The organism is Symbiobacterium turbinis, assembly GCF_055383075.1.
On sequence record NZ_AP042433.1, the window covers coordinates 1,315,496 to 1,331,144 of the forward strand.

The window sequence follows — 15,649 nt, forward strand, 5'->3', positions numbered from 1 at the left end:
ACAGTTGCACTCGGAAATCATCACCTGTGCGCGCTGCCCCCGCCTTCGCGCCTACTGCGCGGAGGTGGGGCAGAAGCGCGTCCGGCGCTATCGCGATCAGGAGTACTGGGCGCGGCCCGTCCCGGGCTTCGGCGACCCCGAGGCGCGCCTTCTGATTCTCGGGCTGGCCCCGGGCGCGCACGGGGCCAACCGCACGGGCCGCATGTTCACCGGCGACGACTCGGGGCGCTGGCTGTACGGCGCACTGTACCAGGCCGGCTTCGCCAACCAGTCGGAGTCGGTGAGCCGCGACGACAGCCTGCGGCTCACCGGCGCGTACATCAGCAACGTCGTGCGCTGCGCGCCGCCCGACAACAAGCCCGCCGCCGCCGAACTGGCGGCCTGCCGCCCCTACCTGGAGGCCGAACTGGCATTGCTGACCCGGGTCAGGGTGGTGCTGGCGCTGGGCCGAATCGCCTTTGACTCTTACGTGCGGATCCGGCGCGCGCAGGGGTACGACCTGGGCCGGCCGGCCTTCAAGCACGGCGCCGAGTACCACTGGCCCGGCCTGCCCGTGCTGCTGTGCAGCTACCACCCCAGCCGGCAGAACACAAACACCGGGGTATTGACCCCGGCGATGTGGCGGGATGTATTTGTGCGGGCCCGCGCGCTTGTGGACGGACTGGACTAGCCCAGCGTGGTGTCCAGCAGCATCATGACGATGAACCCGATCAGGAGCATGTAGGTCGCGGTGCGCTCGTTGCCGCGCTCGTGGGTCTCGGGGATGATTTCGTCGCTGATGACGAAGAGCATCGCCCCGCCGGCGAACGCCAGCGCCCAGGGCAGGACCGGGCTCGCCAGCGTGACCGCGGCGACGCCCAGCAGGCCGCCCAGCGGCTCGACCAGGCCCGTCAGCAGCGTGATGAGGAACACCTGGCCCAGGCGGTAGTTCTCCGCCAGCAGGGCGAGGGCCACCGCCATGCCCTCGGGAATGTTCTGCAGGCCGATGCCCATGGCCAGGCTGAGGCCGCTCCCCAGGTCGCCGCTGCCGATGCCGACGCCCACGGCCAGCCCCTCGGGGAAGTTGTGGATGCTGATGGCGATGATGAAGAGCCAGATGCGCTGCAGCGAGGAGCTGGCGGCTCCGCCCTCCGGCCCCTTGATGAAGTGCTGGTGCGGGGAGTACTGGTCGATGAGGTCGAGGAAGACCCCGCCCATGAGGAGCCCCAGCCCGGCCACCAGCGCGCCCCGGAGCCCGCCGCCGGCGTGCTCCATCGCCGGAACCAGCAGGCTGAAGATGGTGGCCGCCAGCATCACGCCCGCGGCCATGCCCAGCATGCCGTCCTGGATGCGAGGAGAGATCGATCGGGTGAACAGCGTCGGCAGCGCTCCGATAACCGTCGCGAGCCCGGCCAGAAGGCTGGCCAGCAGACCGAGAACAATGGGATCCATGTTGAGTAGTGCGTCCATAGGTCAACCGACCTCCCGGATGCATCTTACCATGTAAGACGAGCACTCGGGAACCACCGCCCGCCCCCTCGCTCTCTCATGCCGCGCGCCCCTCCGTCTCTCATGCCGCACGCCCTCCCTCCCGCGCGCCGCACGCCCTCCGTCTCCTTCACGCCGTACCCCCTCCGCCCTGCGGGCATAGGATGGGGCGAGGGAGTGAAGCCGATGGAGATTGCCGTTGTCAGGCCGGGCGAGACGCTCTGGCAGATCGCCCGCCGCTATGGCGTCACGGTGGACCAGGTGGCCGCGCTGAACGGCCTGCGCGATCCGAACCGCCTGGTGCCGGGCATGGCCCTGCTGATTCCGACGGAGCGCCGCCACGTGGTGCGCCCCGGCGAGAGTCTGTGGCGCATCGCCGCGCTTTACGGCACCAGCATCGACGCCATCGCCCGGGAGAACCGCCTCACCAACGTCAACCTCATCTATCCGGGCCAGAGCCTGGTGATTCCCCGGGGAACCCGGCCGGTCATCGAGGCCAACGCCTACCAGGCCAACCTGGCCACCGGCGACGTGTCCGCCACCGCGGAGGCGGCCCCCTACTTAACGTACATCGCCATGTTCAGCGCCGCCATCACCGAGGATGGCGACGTTCTGCCCCCCAGGGCGGAATCGTTCATCAGCGCGGCCAATCAGGGTGGGGCCGCCGCTCTGCTCACGCTGACCAACTTCCGCGGGGCCAGCTTCAGCTCCGACCTGGTGAGCGCGTTCCTCAACAACCCGGCCGCGGTGGAGCGGGCCATCGACGAACTGGTGATCATCCTGCGCGTTCAGGGGTATGCGGGCCTCAACGTCGACTTCGAGTACGTCTACCCCTCCGACCGGGAGGCTTACAACAACTTCCTGCGCCGCCTGCGGCCCCGGCTGCACGCGGAGGGGCGCAGCCTCTCCACCGCCGTCGCGCCCAAGGTCTCGGCCGAACAGCCCGGGCTGCTCTACGAGGCCCACGACTACCCCGTGCACGGCGAGGTCTGCGACTTCGTGGTGCTCATGACCTACGAATGGGGCTACGTCACCGGCCCGCCCATGGCCATCGCGCCGCTCAGGCAGGTCCGCCAGGTGCTGGACTACGCGGTGACGGCCATCCCCCGCGAGAAGATCATGATGGGCATCCCCACCTACGGCCGCGACTGGCGCCTGCCCTACCAGCGCGGAGTCACCCGGGCCGAGACCTTCTCCCCCGTGGCCGCCACCAACCGGGCGATTGACGTCGGGGCCTGGATCCAGTTCGACGAGGACGCGCAATCGCCGTTCTACCGGTACTGGGACGCCCAGGGCAACGAGCACATCGTCTGGTTCGAGGACGCCCGCAGCCTGCAGGCCAAGTTCGACACGGTGAAGGAGTACGGGCTGCGCGGGGTCAGCTACTGGGTGCTGGGCAACCCCTTCCCGCAGAACCTGCCGCTCCTGCAGGACAACTTCCGGGTCCGCCGCTTGCTTTGAGATAACACGCCCTGGCCCCTCGCCCAGCGCGGGCGCAGGGGCCTTCCTGTGTCGCGGGGGCACCTCCCCTTCGCATGCTGGTGCTGGCTATGCTGGTGGCGGCCATGCTGGCGCCGGTCTCCCCCAGGGGTGCCGGTCAGCCCCGGGGCCATGGTGGCGTGTTCGCTTTCACTGGGGCTACAGGTCCACCCCGGGGCCATGGTGGCGTGTTCGCTTTGCCTGGAGCTTCGGCTCCGCCCAGGGGGCCGTGCTGGCGTGTTCGCTTTACCTGGTGCTAACGATCAGCGGCTGCGCCGTGGTCCTGGCTCCCGTGTGTTCTGACCGTCGGCTCAACCCTTCGGATCAGCTCGACCGGCCAGAGCGAGATGCCACGAGGGCTGGACGATAACGAACACAAGCTCGATTCGACACTTGGCAAGAGAACGCGGGTTCGAGTAAAATGGCAGCAAACTCCAGCTCAGGGGGTTTTTTCTTGTGGCTGTGGCTGTTCCCATCTGCCGGGTCCAAGAGAACTCCACTAATATATCTCGGCCGCTCCAAGTGCTGCCGCACACTGGCGCGGCCCCCAGGCCGGCCTGCCCTCACTGCGGCCATGAGCGGGTGATTGGCCGGGGTTCCTTTATGCGCAAAGATGGGACCCGCGTTCAGCGCTATGCCTGCAAGGCATGCGGCCGCAGTTTCAACCCGACCACAGGTACGCCCGAGGCGCGCCTGCGGAAGCGGATGGAGTGGGAAGTCCACAAACAGCTCATGACCGCGGCAGCGCCTCTTCGCAAGGTCGCCGCCCGGTTGGGCATCCACCTGACCACTGCGTTCCGCTGGCGCCACCTCTTCATGCAAGCCCTGTGTGCCGAACCACAGCCGCCGGTGCGGGGTTCGGTGGCGCTCGGCCATGCATTCATTCCGTACTCCGAGAAGGGGAGCCGCTCTTCCACGGGTCCCGGAAGCTACTACAGCCGCTGGGGCCGGCTGAAAAGCGGCGACACCAGCGCCTTCGGGGAAGGCCCGGTGAGCCGGGCCCAGCGGGTTCCGGGCGCACCCGTTTTTCGCTATTGCATCGACGGGCGTCCCACGCGGGTGCTGCTTGCGACCGACGGACATGACTTTGTCCTGCGGCCAGTCGGCAACCGCCCACCTACGGCTGAGTCGCTTCAGCCCCACCTGTCGCGGATGATCGTTCCGGGTGCATGCGTGCTGATTGCCGATGACGGTCCCTACGAAGATGCGTGCCGGAACCTTGGACTGGTGCACCGGCACTGCCCCTCGCGCTTCGTTGGCCGAAACCCTGAAGACGCCCGCCTGCTGTCGGCCCTGAACCGCATTCATGGCTACCTGGGCGGGTGGCTCATGGGCTTCCTGGGAATCGCCACGCGTTATGTGGATGGTTACCTGGCGTGGTTCATTTGGATCGTGCGTCGGGAGCGGTCCGCCGCCGGCCAGGAGCGTTCCGACGTCGAGTCCGCGGTTGCGGCTTTGTAGTAGAAAGCGGCTGAGCGCCGAGCATCGGATGCAGTGCCGCGCTCTCGGGCACTTGCGCAGTCGGGTGCCCCAGCGGCGGCGCTGGCGAACAGGGATCAGGTACGCGGCCAGAATCGGAGCCGGATCCCTGCCCCGCGCCCATAAGTAGGTGCGCCTCTGGCAGGCGCGTACCCCTGTGCGGGTGCCCCTGTGCAGGTGCCCCTGTGCAGATGCCCCTGTGCAGGTGCCCCTGTGCGGGCGTCCCTCTCCGGGTCTCCCGGGTCGAAGCGGCCGCCGATGAGCAGACAGGTTGCCCCCGCCGCCCCAGTGGCGGCGGGGGCAACCTGTGGACGCCCAACCTGCGGCGTCCCGCTCCAGCGAAGCCGAACAGGCCCTACCAGTGGGCACAGGGCACTGTACTGTGCGTACCGGTGGGAGAATGCCACTGTACCGCGCCTACCGATGGGAGGACACCGCTGTACCACGCCGGCTCCGTAGTACTTAGCACCAGCGAAACCGAACACGCCATATCGGCTGGCCCACCCCCTGGTACCCCCGCCGGAGCATCAGTCGCTGGCCGAATCGCCCAGGCCGTATGCCTCCCAGAGCACGCTGATGGGGTGTACGGCCTGAACGCCTGCCTGATACTCCATCTGCCAGCGGCAGGTCTCGCAGTCGGAGACGGCCCGTGGAGCGTCTGCGGCGATCAGGGCGTCGCGCATCGGCTCGCCCACCTTCATCGAGACCTCGTACTTCTCCTCCTTGAACCCGTACGTGCCGGAGGAGCCGCAGCAGCCGGCGTCCAGGTTCCACGCCTCCACGCCGGGAATGAGGTTCAGGAGGTGCACCGCCGGCACCCCCAGACCCTGCGCCCGCTGGTGGCACGGCTGGTGGTAGGGCAGCCGCTCCTCCATCCGCCGGAAATCCGTGCGCAGGATCCCCTGCTCGTGGCAGGCCATGAGGAACTCGAACAGGTCATAGACGTGCTCGGCCACCGCGTCGGCGCCGTCGAGGCCGAGCACGTGCTGGTAGTCGTGCTTCAGCGTGAGCGAGCACGAGGTGGAGCTAACCACGATGGGAATGCCCTGCTCGGCCCACTCCCGCAGGTGCTGGATGTTGTAGCGACCGTTCCCGGCCGCCGCCTTCAGGTCGCCATTGGCGATGAGCGGAAGCCCGCAGCACTTCTGCGGCGGCAGCACCACCTCGAAGCCGTTGTGCTCCAGCACCTCCACCACGTGGCGCGCGATGTGGGGCTCCATGTGCTGCGCCGAACAGCCGTGGAAGTAGGCCACCTTCCCGTTGGGGGCCGGACGGCCCTTCCACCGGGAGGGGCGCCGCTCAAACCACGACCGGAACGAGTAGTTGGCAAACCTGGGCATGGGCTTGTGCCGGTCGATGCCCAGCACTTTCTGCATCGTCCAGCGGATGGGCCGGTTCGCCAGGACGCCGTTGGCCAGCCCCGGCATGCGCACCGCCAGCGGCCCGAACAGCGAGGTGTGGGTGAGGATCCAGTCGCGCAGGCTCAGGCCCTCCCGGCTCACCCGCTCGATCTTGGGCGCGGCGATCAGCTCGGACGGTCGGATGGCGGATGGGCAGACGGTGTCGCAGGTGCGGCAGCCCAGGCAGAGGTCCAGATGGTCGAGCTCCGCGACCTCGCCGGCTGCACGCAGGCGCGCCAGCCCCGGCCCGCCGTTCTTGGGCCCGGGGAACTCCGGGGCCACCCGGAGCACGGGGCAGTGCATCTCGCAGACCGTGCACTTCAGACAGGCATCGTACTCATGGATCACCGCGCCTCACCTCCCACGCGGACCGCAAGCCGCGCCGCCTCCCGGCCGGCCACGCCGCCGGTGGCCACGGCGACCCCGCCGCCCGAGCCCTCGGCGTACGGGTCGTACCCCGCAAGCAAACGCCCGCACACGAACAGGTTCTCAAAGCCCGCAGGCCGCAGCCCCTCGTCGACCTTTACCCCGACCCGCACAAAGGCGTGTCCCTCCTGGGGCAGGAAGCGGGGATCGGCCCATTCCCCGTCCGGATATGCCACCGTAAGGCCGAACAGCGGCTCGGCCACCCGGCGGCCCTCGGCGGTCAGCCCGCTGCCCATGAGGCCGCCGGTGGCCAGCACGTAGGCCTCGGCCTCGTAGGCGATCCGCCCGCCGGGCCCGGCGGTGACCACCCGGCGCACGCGCCCGCCCTCCGCCTTCGCCTCCACAGCCCGGGCGCCGAGGGCCAGGTCTACGCCTGCCCGCTGCACGGCGCGCCTCAGGGCCTCCGCCAGCCGCAGGCCCGGCACAGAGGGCGGCGGCAGCAGCGCCTCCACCACCCGGATGCCCAGGGCCTCCCCAAACGCCTGCTGCACCGCCGTGAACGCCGAGAGGCCCAGCACGGCGGGGAACAGGGCCGCCGCAGGGCCGCCCGGCCCGCGGGGGCGGACCTGCGCCACCCGCTCGATCACCTCGTTCCGGTACTGGGCGTCCTCCAGCCGGCGGGCCAGCGCGACGGGGTGCACGTCGTCGGGAGAGCCGGGAAGGTCGATCTCAGACCACGTGACCGCCGCGGCGGGCTCCGCCCGGCGCAGGCCGGCCGCGACCACCGCGGGGTGGAAATCCCGCAGGCCCCGGAAGCCGACCACCCAGAGCGGCTCGCCGGGGGGCGGCGCCGCCATTCCCGGCGCGACGAGATAGGTCCGGCGGCGGGCGCCCAGAGCTGTGATGACGTGCGCGGGGCCTGCACCGCCTCCATCGGCGCCGCCGCCGTCCCCATCGCCGCCCGGTTCCAGGGGCCAGCCCGCCTCCGCCATCGCAGTCCGGAAGGCGGCCAGCTCCGCGTCCACCGCCGCCATCCCCAGGAGCCGATAGGGATGTTCCCGGGACAGCGCATCCACCGGCACCGCCAGGCGGTCGATGCAGCCCGATGCCAGCTCCAGCACGCCCGCTCCCTCCGCCACCAGCGCAACCGAGGCGCCCGCGCGCCGCGCGGCCAGCGCGGCGGTCATGCCGGCCAGCCCGCCGCCAATCACCAGCACCTGCGGTCGGCGCACCCGGCCCCGGAAACGGGGCACACTCACGGTGACCTCAGTCACGGACCGCACCCCCTCTCTCCGTCGTCTCCTCCGGCTGCGCGGCCGGCAGGGGCGCCATGGCCAGCTGCGCCCGGGCCAGGGCGTAGTTCAGCTCCGCCGCCCTCAGCTCCAGGCCCCCCAGGCCGCCCCGCACGCCGCGCCAGCGCTCCGCCTGGAACCGGGCCAGCAGTTCGGGAACCTCCTCCGGCTCCACGATTCCCTCCCGGGCCAGCAGCAGCGCCGCGCGGTAGCCGCAGAAGCCGCCCTGGCAGGTGCCCATCCCAAGCCGGGTCCGACGGCGCAGGTCGCCCAGCGAGGGCATTCCGAGCTGCCGGGCCGTGCCCACCAGTTCGCCGGCCGTCACCTGCTCGCATTCGCAGACGATCTGCCTGCCGCCGGGCTGCGCCACGGCCTCGGCAATCTCCGGCAGCGACGCCGGGTGCCGGTCCGCCATGGCCTCGGCCCGGTCCCGGCCCACCAGGTGGACCAGCCGCTGGACGGCCTGCGGGTCGGGCGGGGGCAGGATGGGCTCCTCCGCCGTGCGGCACGGGGCCGTCACGCCCAGGTGGACGGCAGCCACGTCCGCAGCCTTCTCGGCCATCAGCCGGTAGGTGGTCAGCTTGCCGCCCACCACCGAGACGAGCCCTCCGACCCCGTGCTCCGCCTTGTGATCGATCACCACGAAGCCCCGCGAGATCTCGCGGGTGTTACCGCCCGAGCGGGTGCCGTAGAGCGGCCGCACGCCAGCGAAGGCGCGCAGGATGCGGGCGGTGGCCGCCATCGGCAGCATCTCCGCGCCCAGCCGCTTCAGCTCGGCGACCTCCTCGGGGGGCACGGAGATGTCATCGGGATCCGGCACCGGCGTGGCCGTCGTGCCCAGGAGCGTCACGCTGCCGGTGGGCACGAAGATGTCGCCGTTGCCGGGCTTGCGCAGCCGGTTCACCACGCGGCTGGTGAGCCGGCCGTGGTAGACCAGCAGCACCCCGCGGTCGGCGACCACATCCAGCGAAATCGACGCCATTGCCGCGATCCGCCCGGCCCACGCCCCGGCGGCGTTGATAACCAGCTCCGCCTCCAGCCGCTCCTCCTCGCCCGTGGCCACGTTCTGCAGGCGAACCCCGGCCACCCGGCTGCCGTCCATCAGCAGCCCGGTCACCCGGCGGTAGGTCAGCACGCGGGCGCCCAGGGCTTCGGCGGCGGCCACGTTCCCCTGCACCAGCCGCCAGCCGTCCACCGAGGCGTCCGGCACGGCGTAGGCCTCCCGCACCGATCCGGCCAGCAGGGGCTCCTCCCGGCGGAGCCGGTCCGGGTCCACCTCCTCCACCGGAATGCCCGCCTCCCGGCAGGCGGCCACCCAGCGGCCGGCGTAGGCCGGGTCGTCCTGCTCCAGCCGGACGAACAGACCGCCGCAGGGCTCCACGGCAAACGGGGCAATCCGGCGCACAATCTCGTTCTCCACGGCGCACTCCCGCGCCGATTCCGGGTCCTTTACCGCATAACGGCCGCCGCTGTGGAGGAGCCCGTGGTAGCGGCTCGACGTGCCGTGCACCAGGTCCCCCTGCTCCACCAGGGCCGCCTTCACGCCCCGCAGGGCCAGGTCGCGCAGGATGCCGGCGCCTGTGGCTCCACCGCCGATGACGATGGCTTGCAGCACGGTTCCGTTCCCCCTTTCGCGCAAAGCCCCACCAGGGGCACACCCGGTGGGGCGTGCCCTGGTGGGGCGACTCTCCGCTTCTCAGCGCCCTCGCTCCGGCCTCGCGGCCGGAACCGCTTTGGCTTGATTGCTCCAAGCTCATTGTACGACACCCCGGCCCGGTTCCGTAGGGGGCTTAGGACCTAATCGGGGTAGTCATAACGTGCCAAAGCGGACCCTGCGCGGGCTCAGCGGTTCTCGGTGAGGGCCAGGAACTGCTTCACATCGGCCACCGACACGTCTACGGCATCCTGCCAGAAGTCGGGCTTCGTCAGGTCGACGCCCAGGTGCTTGGCGGCGAGGTCCTCGACGCGCATGCGCCCGGTGTCCCGCAGCAGGTCCACGTACTTCTGGGCGAAGGCCTGCCCTTCTTCCTGCGCCCGGGCGTAGACCCCGGAGCTGAACAGGAAGCCGAAGGTGTAGGGGAAGTTGTAGAAGGGCTGCCCGGTGATGTAGAAGTGCAGCTTCGACGCCCAGAAGTGCGGGTGGTACGTGGACAGGGCGTCACGGAAGGCCTCCTTCTGGGCCTCCACCATCAGCTCGTTCAGCCGGGCCGCAGGGACGAGCCCCTTCTCCCGCTCGGCGTAGAAGCGGGTCTCGAAAAGGAAGCGGGCGTGGATGTTCATGAAGAACGCCACGGCCCGGTCGGCCTTGCCGGCCAGCAGCGGCAGCCGTTCCTCGTCGCTCTTCGCGGCCTGCAGCGCGGCATCGCTGACCAGCAGCTCGGCGAAGGTGGACGCCGTCTCAGCCACGTTCATCGCGTAGCCCTGGGCCAGCTGCGGCAGGTCGTTCATCACCGACTGGTGGTAGGCGTGGCCCAGCTCGTGGGCCAGGGTGGAGACGTTGTCCAGGTTGCCGGCGAAGGTCATGAAGATGCGGGACTGGCGGCTCAGCGGGAACGAGGTGCAGAATCCGCCGGGCCGCTTGCCGGGCCGGTCCTCGGCCTCGATCCAGCGCTCTGCGAAGGCGTTCCGGGCGAAGTCGGCCATGTCCGGCGAGAAGCGGCCGAAGTGCTCCACGATGAAGTCCGCCGCCTCGTCGTAGGAGAACTTCGCGGCCGCGCCGCCCACAGGGGCCTCCACGTCGTACCAGGCCAGCTTCTCCAGACCCAGGACGCGGGCCTTGCGGTTCAGGTACTCGACAAAGATGGTCTTGTTGCGGTCGATGACCTCCCACATGACCTCCAGCGTTTCGGCCTTCATGCGGTTGTTCTCCAGGGGCTCGGTGAGGATCGAGTCCCAGCCCCGGTGCCGGTAAAGCTGAATCCGGAAGCCGGCCAGGTGGTTGAGCGCGGCGGCAAACAGGTCCGCCTGCTCGCCCCAGGCCTTCTCCCACCGGGTGAACAGCTCCGCCCGCACCGCACGGTCGGGGTCGTGCAGCTTGTTGGCCGCCTGGCCCGCCGACAGGTGGACGGTCCGGCCCCCCTCCTCCCAGGGGATCCGGACGCGGGCGACCAGCTCGTTGTAGAGCCGGCCCCACGCGTGGTAGCCGTCCACCGCCAGGTCTCCGGCCAGCGACTCCCGCTCCGGGTCCATGCGCATGCCGGCCCGGGCACGGCGCTCACGCAGCGGGTAGGCGATGTCCGCAAACTCCGGCCGCTCCACCAGCGCGGTGAACACCTCTTCCGGCATCTGGCTGATCTGGTGGTCCAGCAGGGTCGTGGCGCTGCTCAGCGCGGCGCGGATCTGGGTCATGCGGCCCTGCAGGAGCTTGGCCTCCTCATCGGCCATGTCCTGCGCCGTCAGGCAGGAGATGAACGCACCCGCCTGGCGGTTCCGCTGGGCCAGATCCTGAAACTCGCCGAGCAGCGGCGTCCAGCCTTCCAGTTCGGCGACGGTTGCGGGCGCGCTCCCCGCTTCCAGCCGCTGCTTCAGGCTCGCCGCGCCGGCGGCCAGGTCATCCAGGAACCGCCTGAACTCCGGGGACTTGCTGCCACCGGGGAAGAAGACATCGAGATCCCACGTCTGGTTCAGGGGCTTCTGCACCATGTATCGGTCCTCCCTGTGAAACGAAATGAGCCATTGACTCTTAGCGATTCGGACTTGACAGGTCGATTCCCTGCGGCTAAAGTGGTCGATAAATACTTATGATTGGCGCAGGCGATGAGAAGGACGAGTACCCGGGCCCCCGGCCGTCCCAGAGAGCGGGCCGGAAGCTGCGAGGTCCGTACGGCGGATCCGGCGAAAATCCCCTTCGAGCCGCCACCCGAGCCCCGGCAGGGGTAGGCGTGGCCGGGCCTCCCCCGTTACCGGGAGGCGGCATCTGTCATGGTGCCGGCAAAGGCGGCCGCGTTTTGTCGCGGCAAGTCCGGGTGGTACCGCGGTGGCGTCAAGGCCCCCGTCCCGACATAGGGACGGGGGCCTTTCTAGTTTGCCCAGAGGAGGTCGAATGAGGTTGTTGGCTGTCACCCTGTATGACACGACCCTGCGCGACGGGTCCCAGCGGGCTGGCATTTCGTACTCCAGCCAGGACAAGCTCCGGATTGCCCACCGCCTCGCCGGCCTCGGCATCCCGTACATTGAGGGCGGCTGGCCGGGCAGCAACCCGAAGGACGGCGAGTTCTTCCGCCTGCTGCGGGAGCGCCCCCTGCGCGGCGCCAGGGCCGTGGCCTTCGGCTCCACCTGCCGGGCCGGGAACGCGCCCGAGTCGGATGCCACTCTGGGGGCCCTGCTGGAGGCCGGGACGGAGGTGGTCGCGCTCTTCGGCAAGAGCTGGGACTACCACGTGACCCGAGGTCTGGGAACCACCCTGGAAGAGAACCTGCGGATGATCCGGGAGTCGGTGGCCTACCTGAAGGGGCACGGGAAGGAGGTTGTCTACGACGCAGAGCACCTGTTTGACGGGTTCAGGCGCAACCCCGAGTACGCTCTGGCCACCCTGCGCGCGGCGGCAGATGGCGGCGCGGACTGGATCGTGCTCTGCGACACCAACGGCGGCACGCTGCCCGAGACAGCGGCCGAGATCGTCCGCCGTGTGGCGGCCGAGCTTCCCGGCGCCCGGCTGGGCATCCATGCGCATGACGACAGCGGCCTCGGCGTCGCCGTCTCCCTGGCTGCGGTGACGGCCGGCGCGACCATGGTGCAGGGGACGATCAACGGCTACGGCGAGCGCTGTGGCAACGCCAACCTCTGTGCGATCATCCCCAATCTCGAGCTGAAGATGGGCATCCCCTGTCTACCCGAGGGCAAGATGGCCGAGCTGACGGCGACCAGCCACTTCGTCAGCGAGGTCGCCAACCTGCCCCACTGGGACGCGCAGCCCTTCGTGGGCCGCAACGCCTTCGCCCACAAGGCCGGCGTGCACGTGAGCGCCCTGTTGAAGGACCCGGCCATGTACGAACACCTGCCCCCCGAGACGGTAGGCAACGAGCGTCGAGTGCTGGTCTCGGACGTCGGCGGCCGCTCCAACCTGCTGGCGGCCTTCGGCGACCAGCTCACGCCCGCTGAGGCCGCCGAGCTCATCCAGCAGGTGAAGGAGCGGGAGAGCCGCGGCTTCCAGTACGAAGGGGCCGAGGCCTCCGTGGCCCTGCTCACCTACAAGGGGCAGCCGCCCTTTGAGGTGCTGGGCGTGAAGCTCATGGTCACCGGCGCCGCCGACGGCCCGGCCGAGAGCGAGGTGGCCGTGAAGCTGCGGGTGGGCGACCAGGTGGTGCACACCGCGGCCGAAGGCAACGGCCCGGTGCACGCCCTGGACCGCGCCCTGCGGAAAGCGCTCACCGAGGTCTACCCCGAAGTGGCCAGGATGGAACTGCTGGACTACAAGGTGCGCGTCCTGGAGGGGTCCCAGGGCACAGGCGCGGTCGTGCGGGTCCTGATCGAATCCGGCGACGGCGAGGAGCGCTGGTCCACGGTCGGCGCCTCGACCAACATCCTGGAGGCGTCGTGGCAGGCCCTGACCGACAGCTTCGCCTACTTCCTCCTGTTCCGCATCGGGGTGCCCGCCCCTGAGGCTGCGGTGCAGGGGTGATCTCGGGATAAGGCGCGGCCCCCTGGGGGGTGCCGCGCCCGGGCTATACCCCGTGTTCGCATTCGCTGGTGCTCCGCAGCAACTGGCTGGCCGGGACCCCTGCTCCCCGTGGGGCTTGCTTGTGGGCCCGGTAAGAAGGGCTGTGTCCAAGCAGCACCAGCCAAGCCGAACAGAAGGGATGCCCACGGCACAGCACCAGCCAAACCGAACAGACGGGATGGGCTCGGTGCAGCACCCGCCAGGCCGGTCGCAAAATGGAACCGACCCCGCCACAATCGACGGGGTCGGTTCCTGTTCATAATGGTGCAGATGGGGAGACTCGAACTCCCACCGGGAGTGGTTACCCGACACGGTCCTGAGCCGTGCGCGTCTGCCAATTCCGCCACATCTGCAGGTTGTCCACCTAGCGACCCGGCGGTGCGCTGCTGCCTTCCGGCCCTGACGCGTTTCCGCAGGGTCGCTAGCGGACTGGTGGAGCCAAGGGGAGTCGAACCCCTGACCTCTTGAATGCCATTCAAGCGCTCTCCCAACTGAGCTATGGCCCCGTGTATGGTGGCCCAGGCCGGAATCGAACCGGCGACACCGCGATTTTCAGTCGCGTGCTCTACCAACTGAGCTACCGGGCCGTGCCGCAGGATTACTGCCTGGCAAGGATATATGTTATCGTATTTGCCCGCGCGAGCGCAAGTCCGACTTTCTGCCAACAATGGGCGCCTCGTGGGGCGCGACGGCACAAGCTCGGCAAGCGTCGGCGAGCGTCGGCATGCGCCGCCAAGCGTTGGCCAGCGTCGGTAAGCGTCGGCAAGCGCAGGCATGCGCCGCCAAGCGTCGGAATGCGCCGCGCCGCCGACCGCACATCCAGCCTCGATTGTCGCACACCGCCGCGGGCGCGTCAACGCGCCGTGCCGACCATTTCCTTTTACATTTGCAGCTTTTATGTTGACAAAGCATCCTCCGCTGGCGTACTCTGGTTGTGAAGAGGTTCACAATCCTGGCGCAGGAGGAATGCCCCATGCAGCAGAACCGCTCCATTCTCGTGGTGGGCGGCGGATACGCCGGCCTCGCCTTCATCAGCCAGTTGCGCCAGTACGATCAGACGACTCCCGTCACGTTGATCGATAAGAACCCCTACCACACCATGCTGGTCGAGAGCCACCAGGTGGCCGCGGGCAGCCGCAGCCCTGCCTCGATCCTGCTCCCCTTCGACCACATCCGCAACCTCCGCTTCCTGCGGGCCGAGGTGCTGGGCGGCGACTTTCGGGCCAAGCACCTCGAAACCACCGCCGGCCGCGTCAGCTACGACCGCCTGGTGCTGGCCGTGGGCAGCGTGGACCACGATTTCGGCGTACCCGGCGTGCGGGAGCACTGCCAGACGCTCCGGGGCCTTGACGATGCTGTGGCCATCCGGGACCGCCTGGCGGCCCTTCCGGCCGACGCGCCGCTGGTGATCGCGGGCGGCGGCCTCACCGGCGTGGAACTCGCCGCCCACATCGCCCTGCACCGCGCATCCTGCCGCTCGCTGACGCTCGTGGAGGCGGCTCCCTCGCTCCTGCCCGGGCTCCCGGACCACCTCGCCCGCGCTGCCCGGCGGCGGCTGGGCCAGCTGGGGGTGAACGTGATCACCGGCACCCCGGTCGCCCGCGTGGAGCCGGGGCTGGCCCACCTGCAGGACGGCACGGCGCTGCCCTACGGCCTCATGGTGTGGGCGTGCGGCGTAAAGGCGCATCCGCTGGTCGCCGCCCTTGGCCTGCCGACCGACCGGGCCGGCCGTGCGCTCGTCGGCCCCGACTTCCGCACGCGGGTCCCCGACGTGTACGTCATCGGCGACAGCGCCGCCGGACACACCCCCTCGGCGCAGCTGGCCCTGCAGCAGGGCCGGGCCCTGGCCGCACGGCTCTCTGGCCGGGCGCACGCGCCGCTGCGCAACAAGGGCGTGCTCGTCGGCGTGGGCCAGGGCAGAGCCGTGGGCCTCGTCGGGAGACTCATGCTGCGGGGGCTCGTGCCCGGGTGGCTGAAGCGGGTGACCGAGATCGCGTGGATCGCCCGGGTTCTGGGCTGGAGAGCGGCCATCGGCCACCTGCGGGGCGCGGGGACGGTAGACGGGGTTCGTCTCCCGGTGTAAAATGGAGGAACAGCCTATGACAACACCGGGAGGGGACTATGCCAGATATTCCATTCTTCGATGCGGTCGGCTTCTTTGACCATAAGATTGAAGAGGTAGAGCAGCAGCTGATCGCCAAGAAGGCCGAGCGTGAGATCTTGCTGGCGAACCAGGCCAGCCTGGAACGAACCCTGGCGACGCTGGCGCTCCTCTCACCGGATCACCAGAAGGCGATTCAGCAGGAGGTCGCCTCGCTGAAGGAAGTGCTGCACTCCACCGAGCGGGCGCTGGCATCGCTGGAAAGCGACATCGAGATGCTGACGGCCAAGCTCGCCGCACTGCAGATCGCCCAGGAGATGCTCCATGTAGAAGGAAGCTCATAGCCTCGGGAGCACGCTGCCTGTGAGCAGGTTGCGCGCTCCCGCTCTGTATTTCGCAGTGGTCG

General features: G+C 69.6%; 11 protein-coding genes, 3 tRNA genes and 1 other RNA gene. 6 read left to right on the forward strand and 9 right to left on the reverse strand.

Annotated features, from left to right (window positions below; genetic code table 11):
- Positions 1 to 4: 4 nt before the first annotated feature.
- On the forward strand, positions 5 to 670 hold the full coding sequence (locus ACZ45O_RS06380) for a uracil-DNA glycosylase (protein ID WP_464856664.1): 666 nt from the start codon (positions 5 to 7) through the stop codon (positions 668 to 670).
- Here ACZ45O_RS06380 and ACZ45O_RS06385 read toward each other — a convergent pair.
- A complete protein-coding gene (locus tag ACZ45O_RS06385; RefSeq protein ID WP_464856666.1) occupies positions 667 to 1,449 on the reverse strand; it encodes a ZIP family metal transporter in 783 nt (260 codons plus the stop codon). The two genes, ACZ45O_RS06380 and ACZ45O_RS06385, sit on opposite strands and share 4 nt — an antisense overlap.
- 204 nt (positions 1,450 to 1,653) lie before the next feature.
- Here ACZ45O_RS06385 and ACZ45O_RS06390 point away from each other — a divergent pair, with 204 nt between their 5' ends.
- Entirely contained in the window at positions 1,654 to 2,928 is a 1,275-nt protein-coding gene (locus ACZ45O_RS06390) for a glycoside hydrolase family 18 protein (protein ID WP_464856668.1), read from the forward strand.
- A gap of 621 nt (positions 2,929 to 3,549) precedes the next feature.
- Positions 3,550 to 4,407 (forward strand): hypothetical protein, encoded by an 858-nt coding sequence (locus tag ACZ45O_RS06395; RefSeq protein WP_464856670.1) that lies wholly within the window; start codon positions 3,550 to 3,552, stop codon positions 4,405 to 4,407.
- 545 nt (positions 4,408 to 4,952) lie between these two features.
- Here ACZ45O_RS06395 and ACZ45O_RS06400 read toward each other — a convergent pair.
- From ACZ45O_RS06400 to ACZ45O_RS06415, 4 genes are all read right to left on the reverse strand, one after another.
- Positions 4,953 to 6,173, reverse strand: a complete 1,221-nt coding sequence (locus ACZ45O_RS06400) for an anaerobic glycerol-3-phosphate dehydrogenase subunit C (protein WP_464856672.1) — start codon at positions 6,171 to 6,173, stop codon at positions 4,953 to 4,955.
- Positions 6,170 to 7,465, reverse strand: coding sequence for an anaerobic glycerol-3-phosphate dehydrogenase subunit GlpB (gene glpB, locus ACZ45O_RS06405; RefSeq protein WP_464856674.1), 1,296 nt, complete (start codon positions 7,463 to 7,465; stop codon positions 6,170 to 6,172). The genes ACZ45O_RS06400 and glpB overlap by 4 nt, the downstream gene beginning before the upstream one ends.
- Positions 7,458 to 9,098, reverse strand: coding sequence for an anaerobic glycerol-3-phosphate dehydrogenase subunit GlpA (gene glpA, locus ACZ45O_RS06410; protein WP_464856676.1), 1,641 nt, complete (start codon positions 9,096 to 9,098; stop codon positions 7,458 to 7,460). Before glpA ends, glpB begins: the two co-directional genes overlap by 8 nt.
- Positions 9,099 to 9,325: 227 nt before the next feature.
- Positions 9,326 to 11,125, reverse strand: a complete 1,800-nt coding sequence (locus ACZ45O_RS06415; protein ID WP_464856678.1) for a M3 family oligoendopeptidase — start codon at positions 11,123 to 11,125, stop codon at positions 9,326 to 9,328.
- 400 nt (positions 11,126 to 11,525) lie between these two features.
- Between ACZ45O_RS06415 and cimA the strand changes: the two genes are divergently transcribed.
- Positions 11,526 to 13,103, forward strand: coding sequence for a citramalate synthase (gene cimA, locus ACZ45O_RS06420; protein ID WP_464856680.1), 1,578 nt, complete (start codon positions 11,526 to 11,528; stop codon positions 13,101 to 13,103).
- Between the two features lie 301 nt (positions 13,104 to 13,404).
- Here the strand turns inward: cimA and ACZ45O_RS06425 are convergent.
- From ACZ45O_RS06425 to ACZ45O_RS06440, 4 genes are all read right to left on the reverse strand, one after another.
- Positions 13,405 to 13,495, reverse strand: a tRNA-Leu gene (locus ACZ45O_RS06425).
- Positions 13,495 to 13,575: signal recognition particle sRNA small type (gene ffs / locus ACZ45O_RS06430), an RNA gene on the reverse strand. The genes ACZ45O_RS06425 and ffs overlap by 1 nt, the downstream gene beginning before the upstream one ends.
- Positions 13,573 to 13,648 (reverse strand) — tRNA-Ala (locus ACZ45O_RS06435). Before ACZ45O_RS06435 ends, ffs begins: the two co-directional genes overlap by 3 nt.
- Before the next feature lie 5 nt (positions 13,649 to 13,653).
- A tRNA-Phe gene (locus tag ACZ45O_RS06440) sits at positions 13,654 to 13,729 on the reverse strand.
- 386 nt (positions 13,730 to 14,115) lie between these two features.
- On the opposite strand from ACZ45O_RS06440, the gene ACZ45O_RS06445 reads away from it, so the two are divergent.
- A complete protein-coding gene (locus ACZ45O_RS06445) occupies positions 14,116 to 15,225 on the forward strand; it encodes an NAD(P)/FAD-dependent oxidoreductase (protein ID WP_464856682.1) in 1,110 nt (369 codons plus the stop codon).
- Between the two features lie 38 nt (positions 15,226 to 15,263).
- On the forward strand, positions 15,264 to 15,587 hold the full coding sequence (locus tag ACZ45O_RS06450; protein WP_464856684.1) for a hypothetical protein: 324 nt from the start codon (positions 15,264 to 15,266) through the stop codon (positions 15,585 to 15,587).
- Positions 15,588 to 15,649 lie beyond the last annotated feature (62 nt).

Excerpts from the sequence above, each read along its gene's own strand:
- ACZ45O_RS06385 (WP_464856666.1), bottom strand. The coding sequence starts at position 1,449 with ATGGACGCACTACTCAACATGGATCCCATTGTTCTCGGTCTGCTGGCC.
- ACZ45O_RS06390 (WP_464856668.1), top strand. The coding sequence starts at position 1,654 with ATGGAGATTGCCGTTGTCAGGCCGGGCGAGACGCTCTGGCAGATCGCC.
- ACZ45O_RS06395 (WP_464856670.1), top strand. The coding sequence starts at position 3,550 with ATGCGCAAAGATGGGACCCGCGTTCAGCGCTATGCCTGCAAGGCATGC.
- ACZ45O_RS06415 (WP_464856678.1), bottom strand. The coding sequence starts at position 11,125 with ATGGTGCAGAAGCCCCTGAACCAGACGTGGGATCTCGATGTCTTCTTC.
- cimA (WP_464856680.1), top strand. The coding sequence starts at position 11,526 with ATGAGGTTGTTGGCTGTCACCCTGTATGACACGACCCTGCGCGACGGG.
- ACZ45O_RS06445 (WP_464856682.1), top strand. The coding sequence starts at position 14,116 with ATGCAGCAGAACCGCTCCATTCTCGTGGTGGGCGGCGGATACGCCGGC.
- ACZ45O_RS06450 (WP_464856684.1), top strand. The coding sequence starts at position 15,264 with ATGCCAGATATTCCATTCTTCGATGCGGTCGGCTTCTTTGACCATAAG.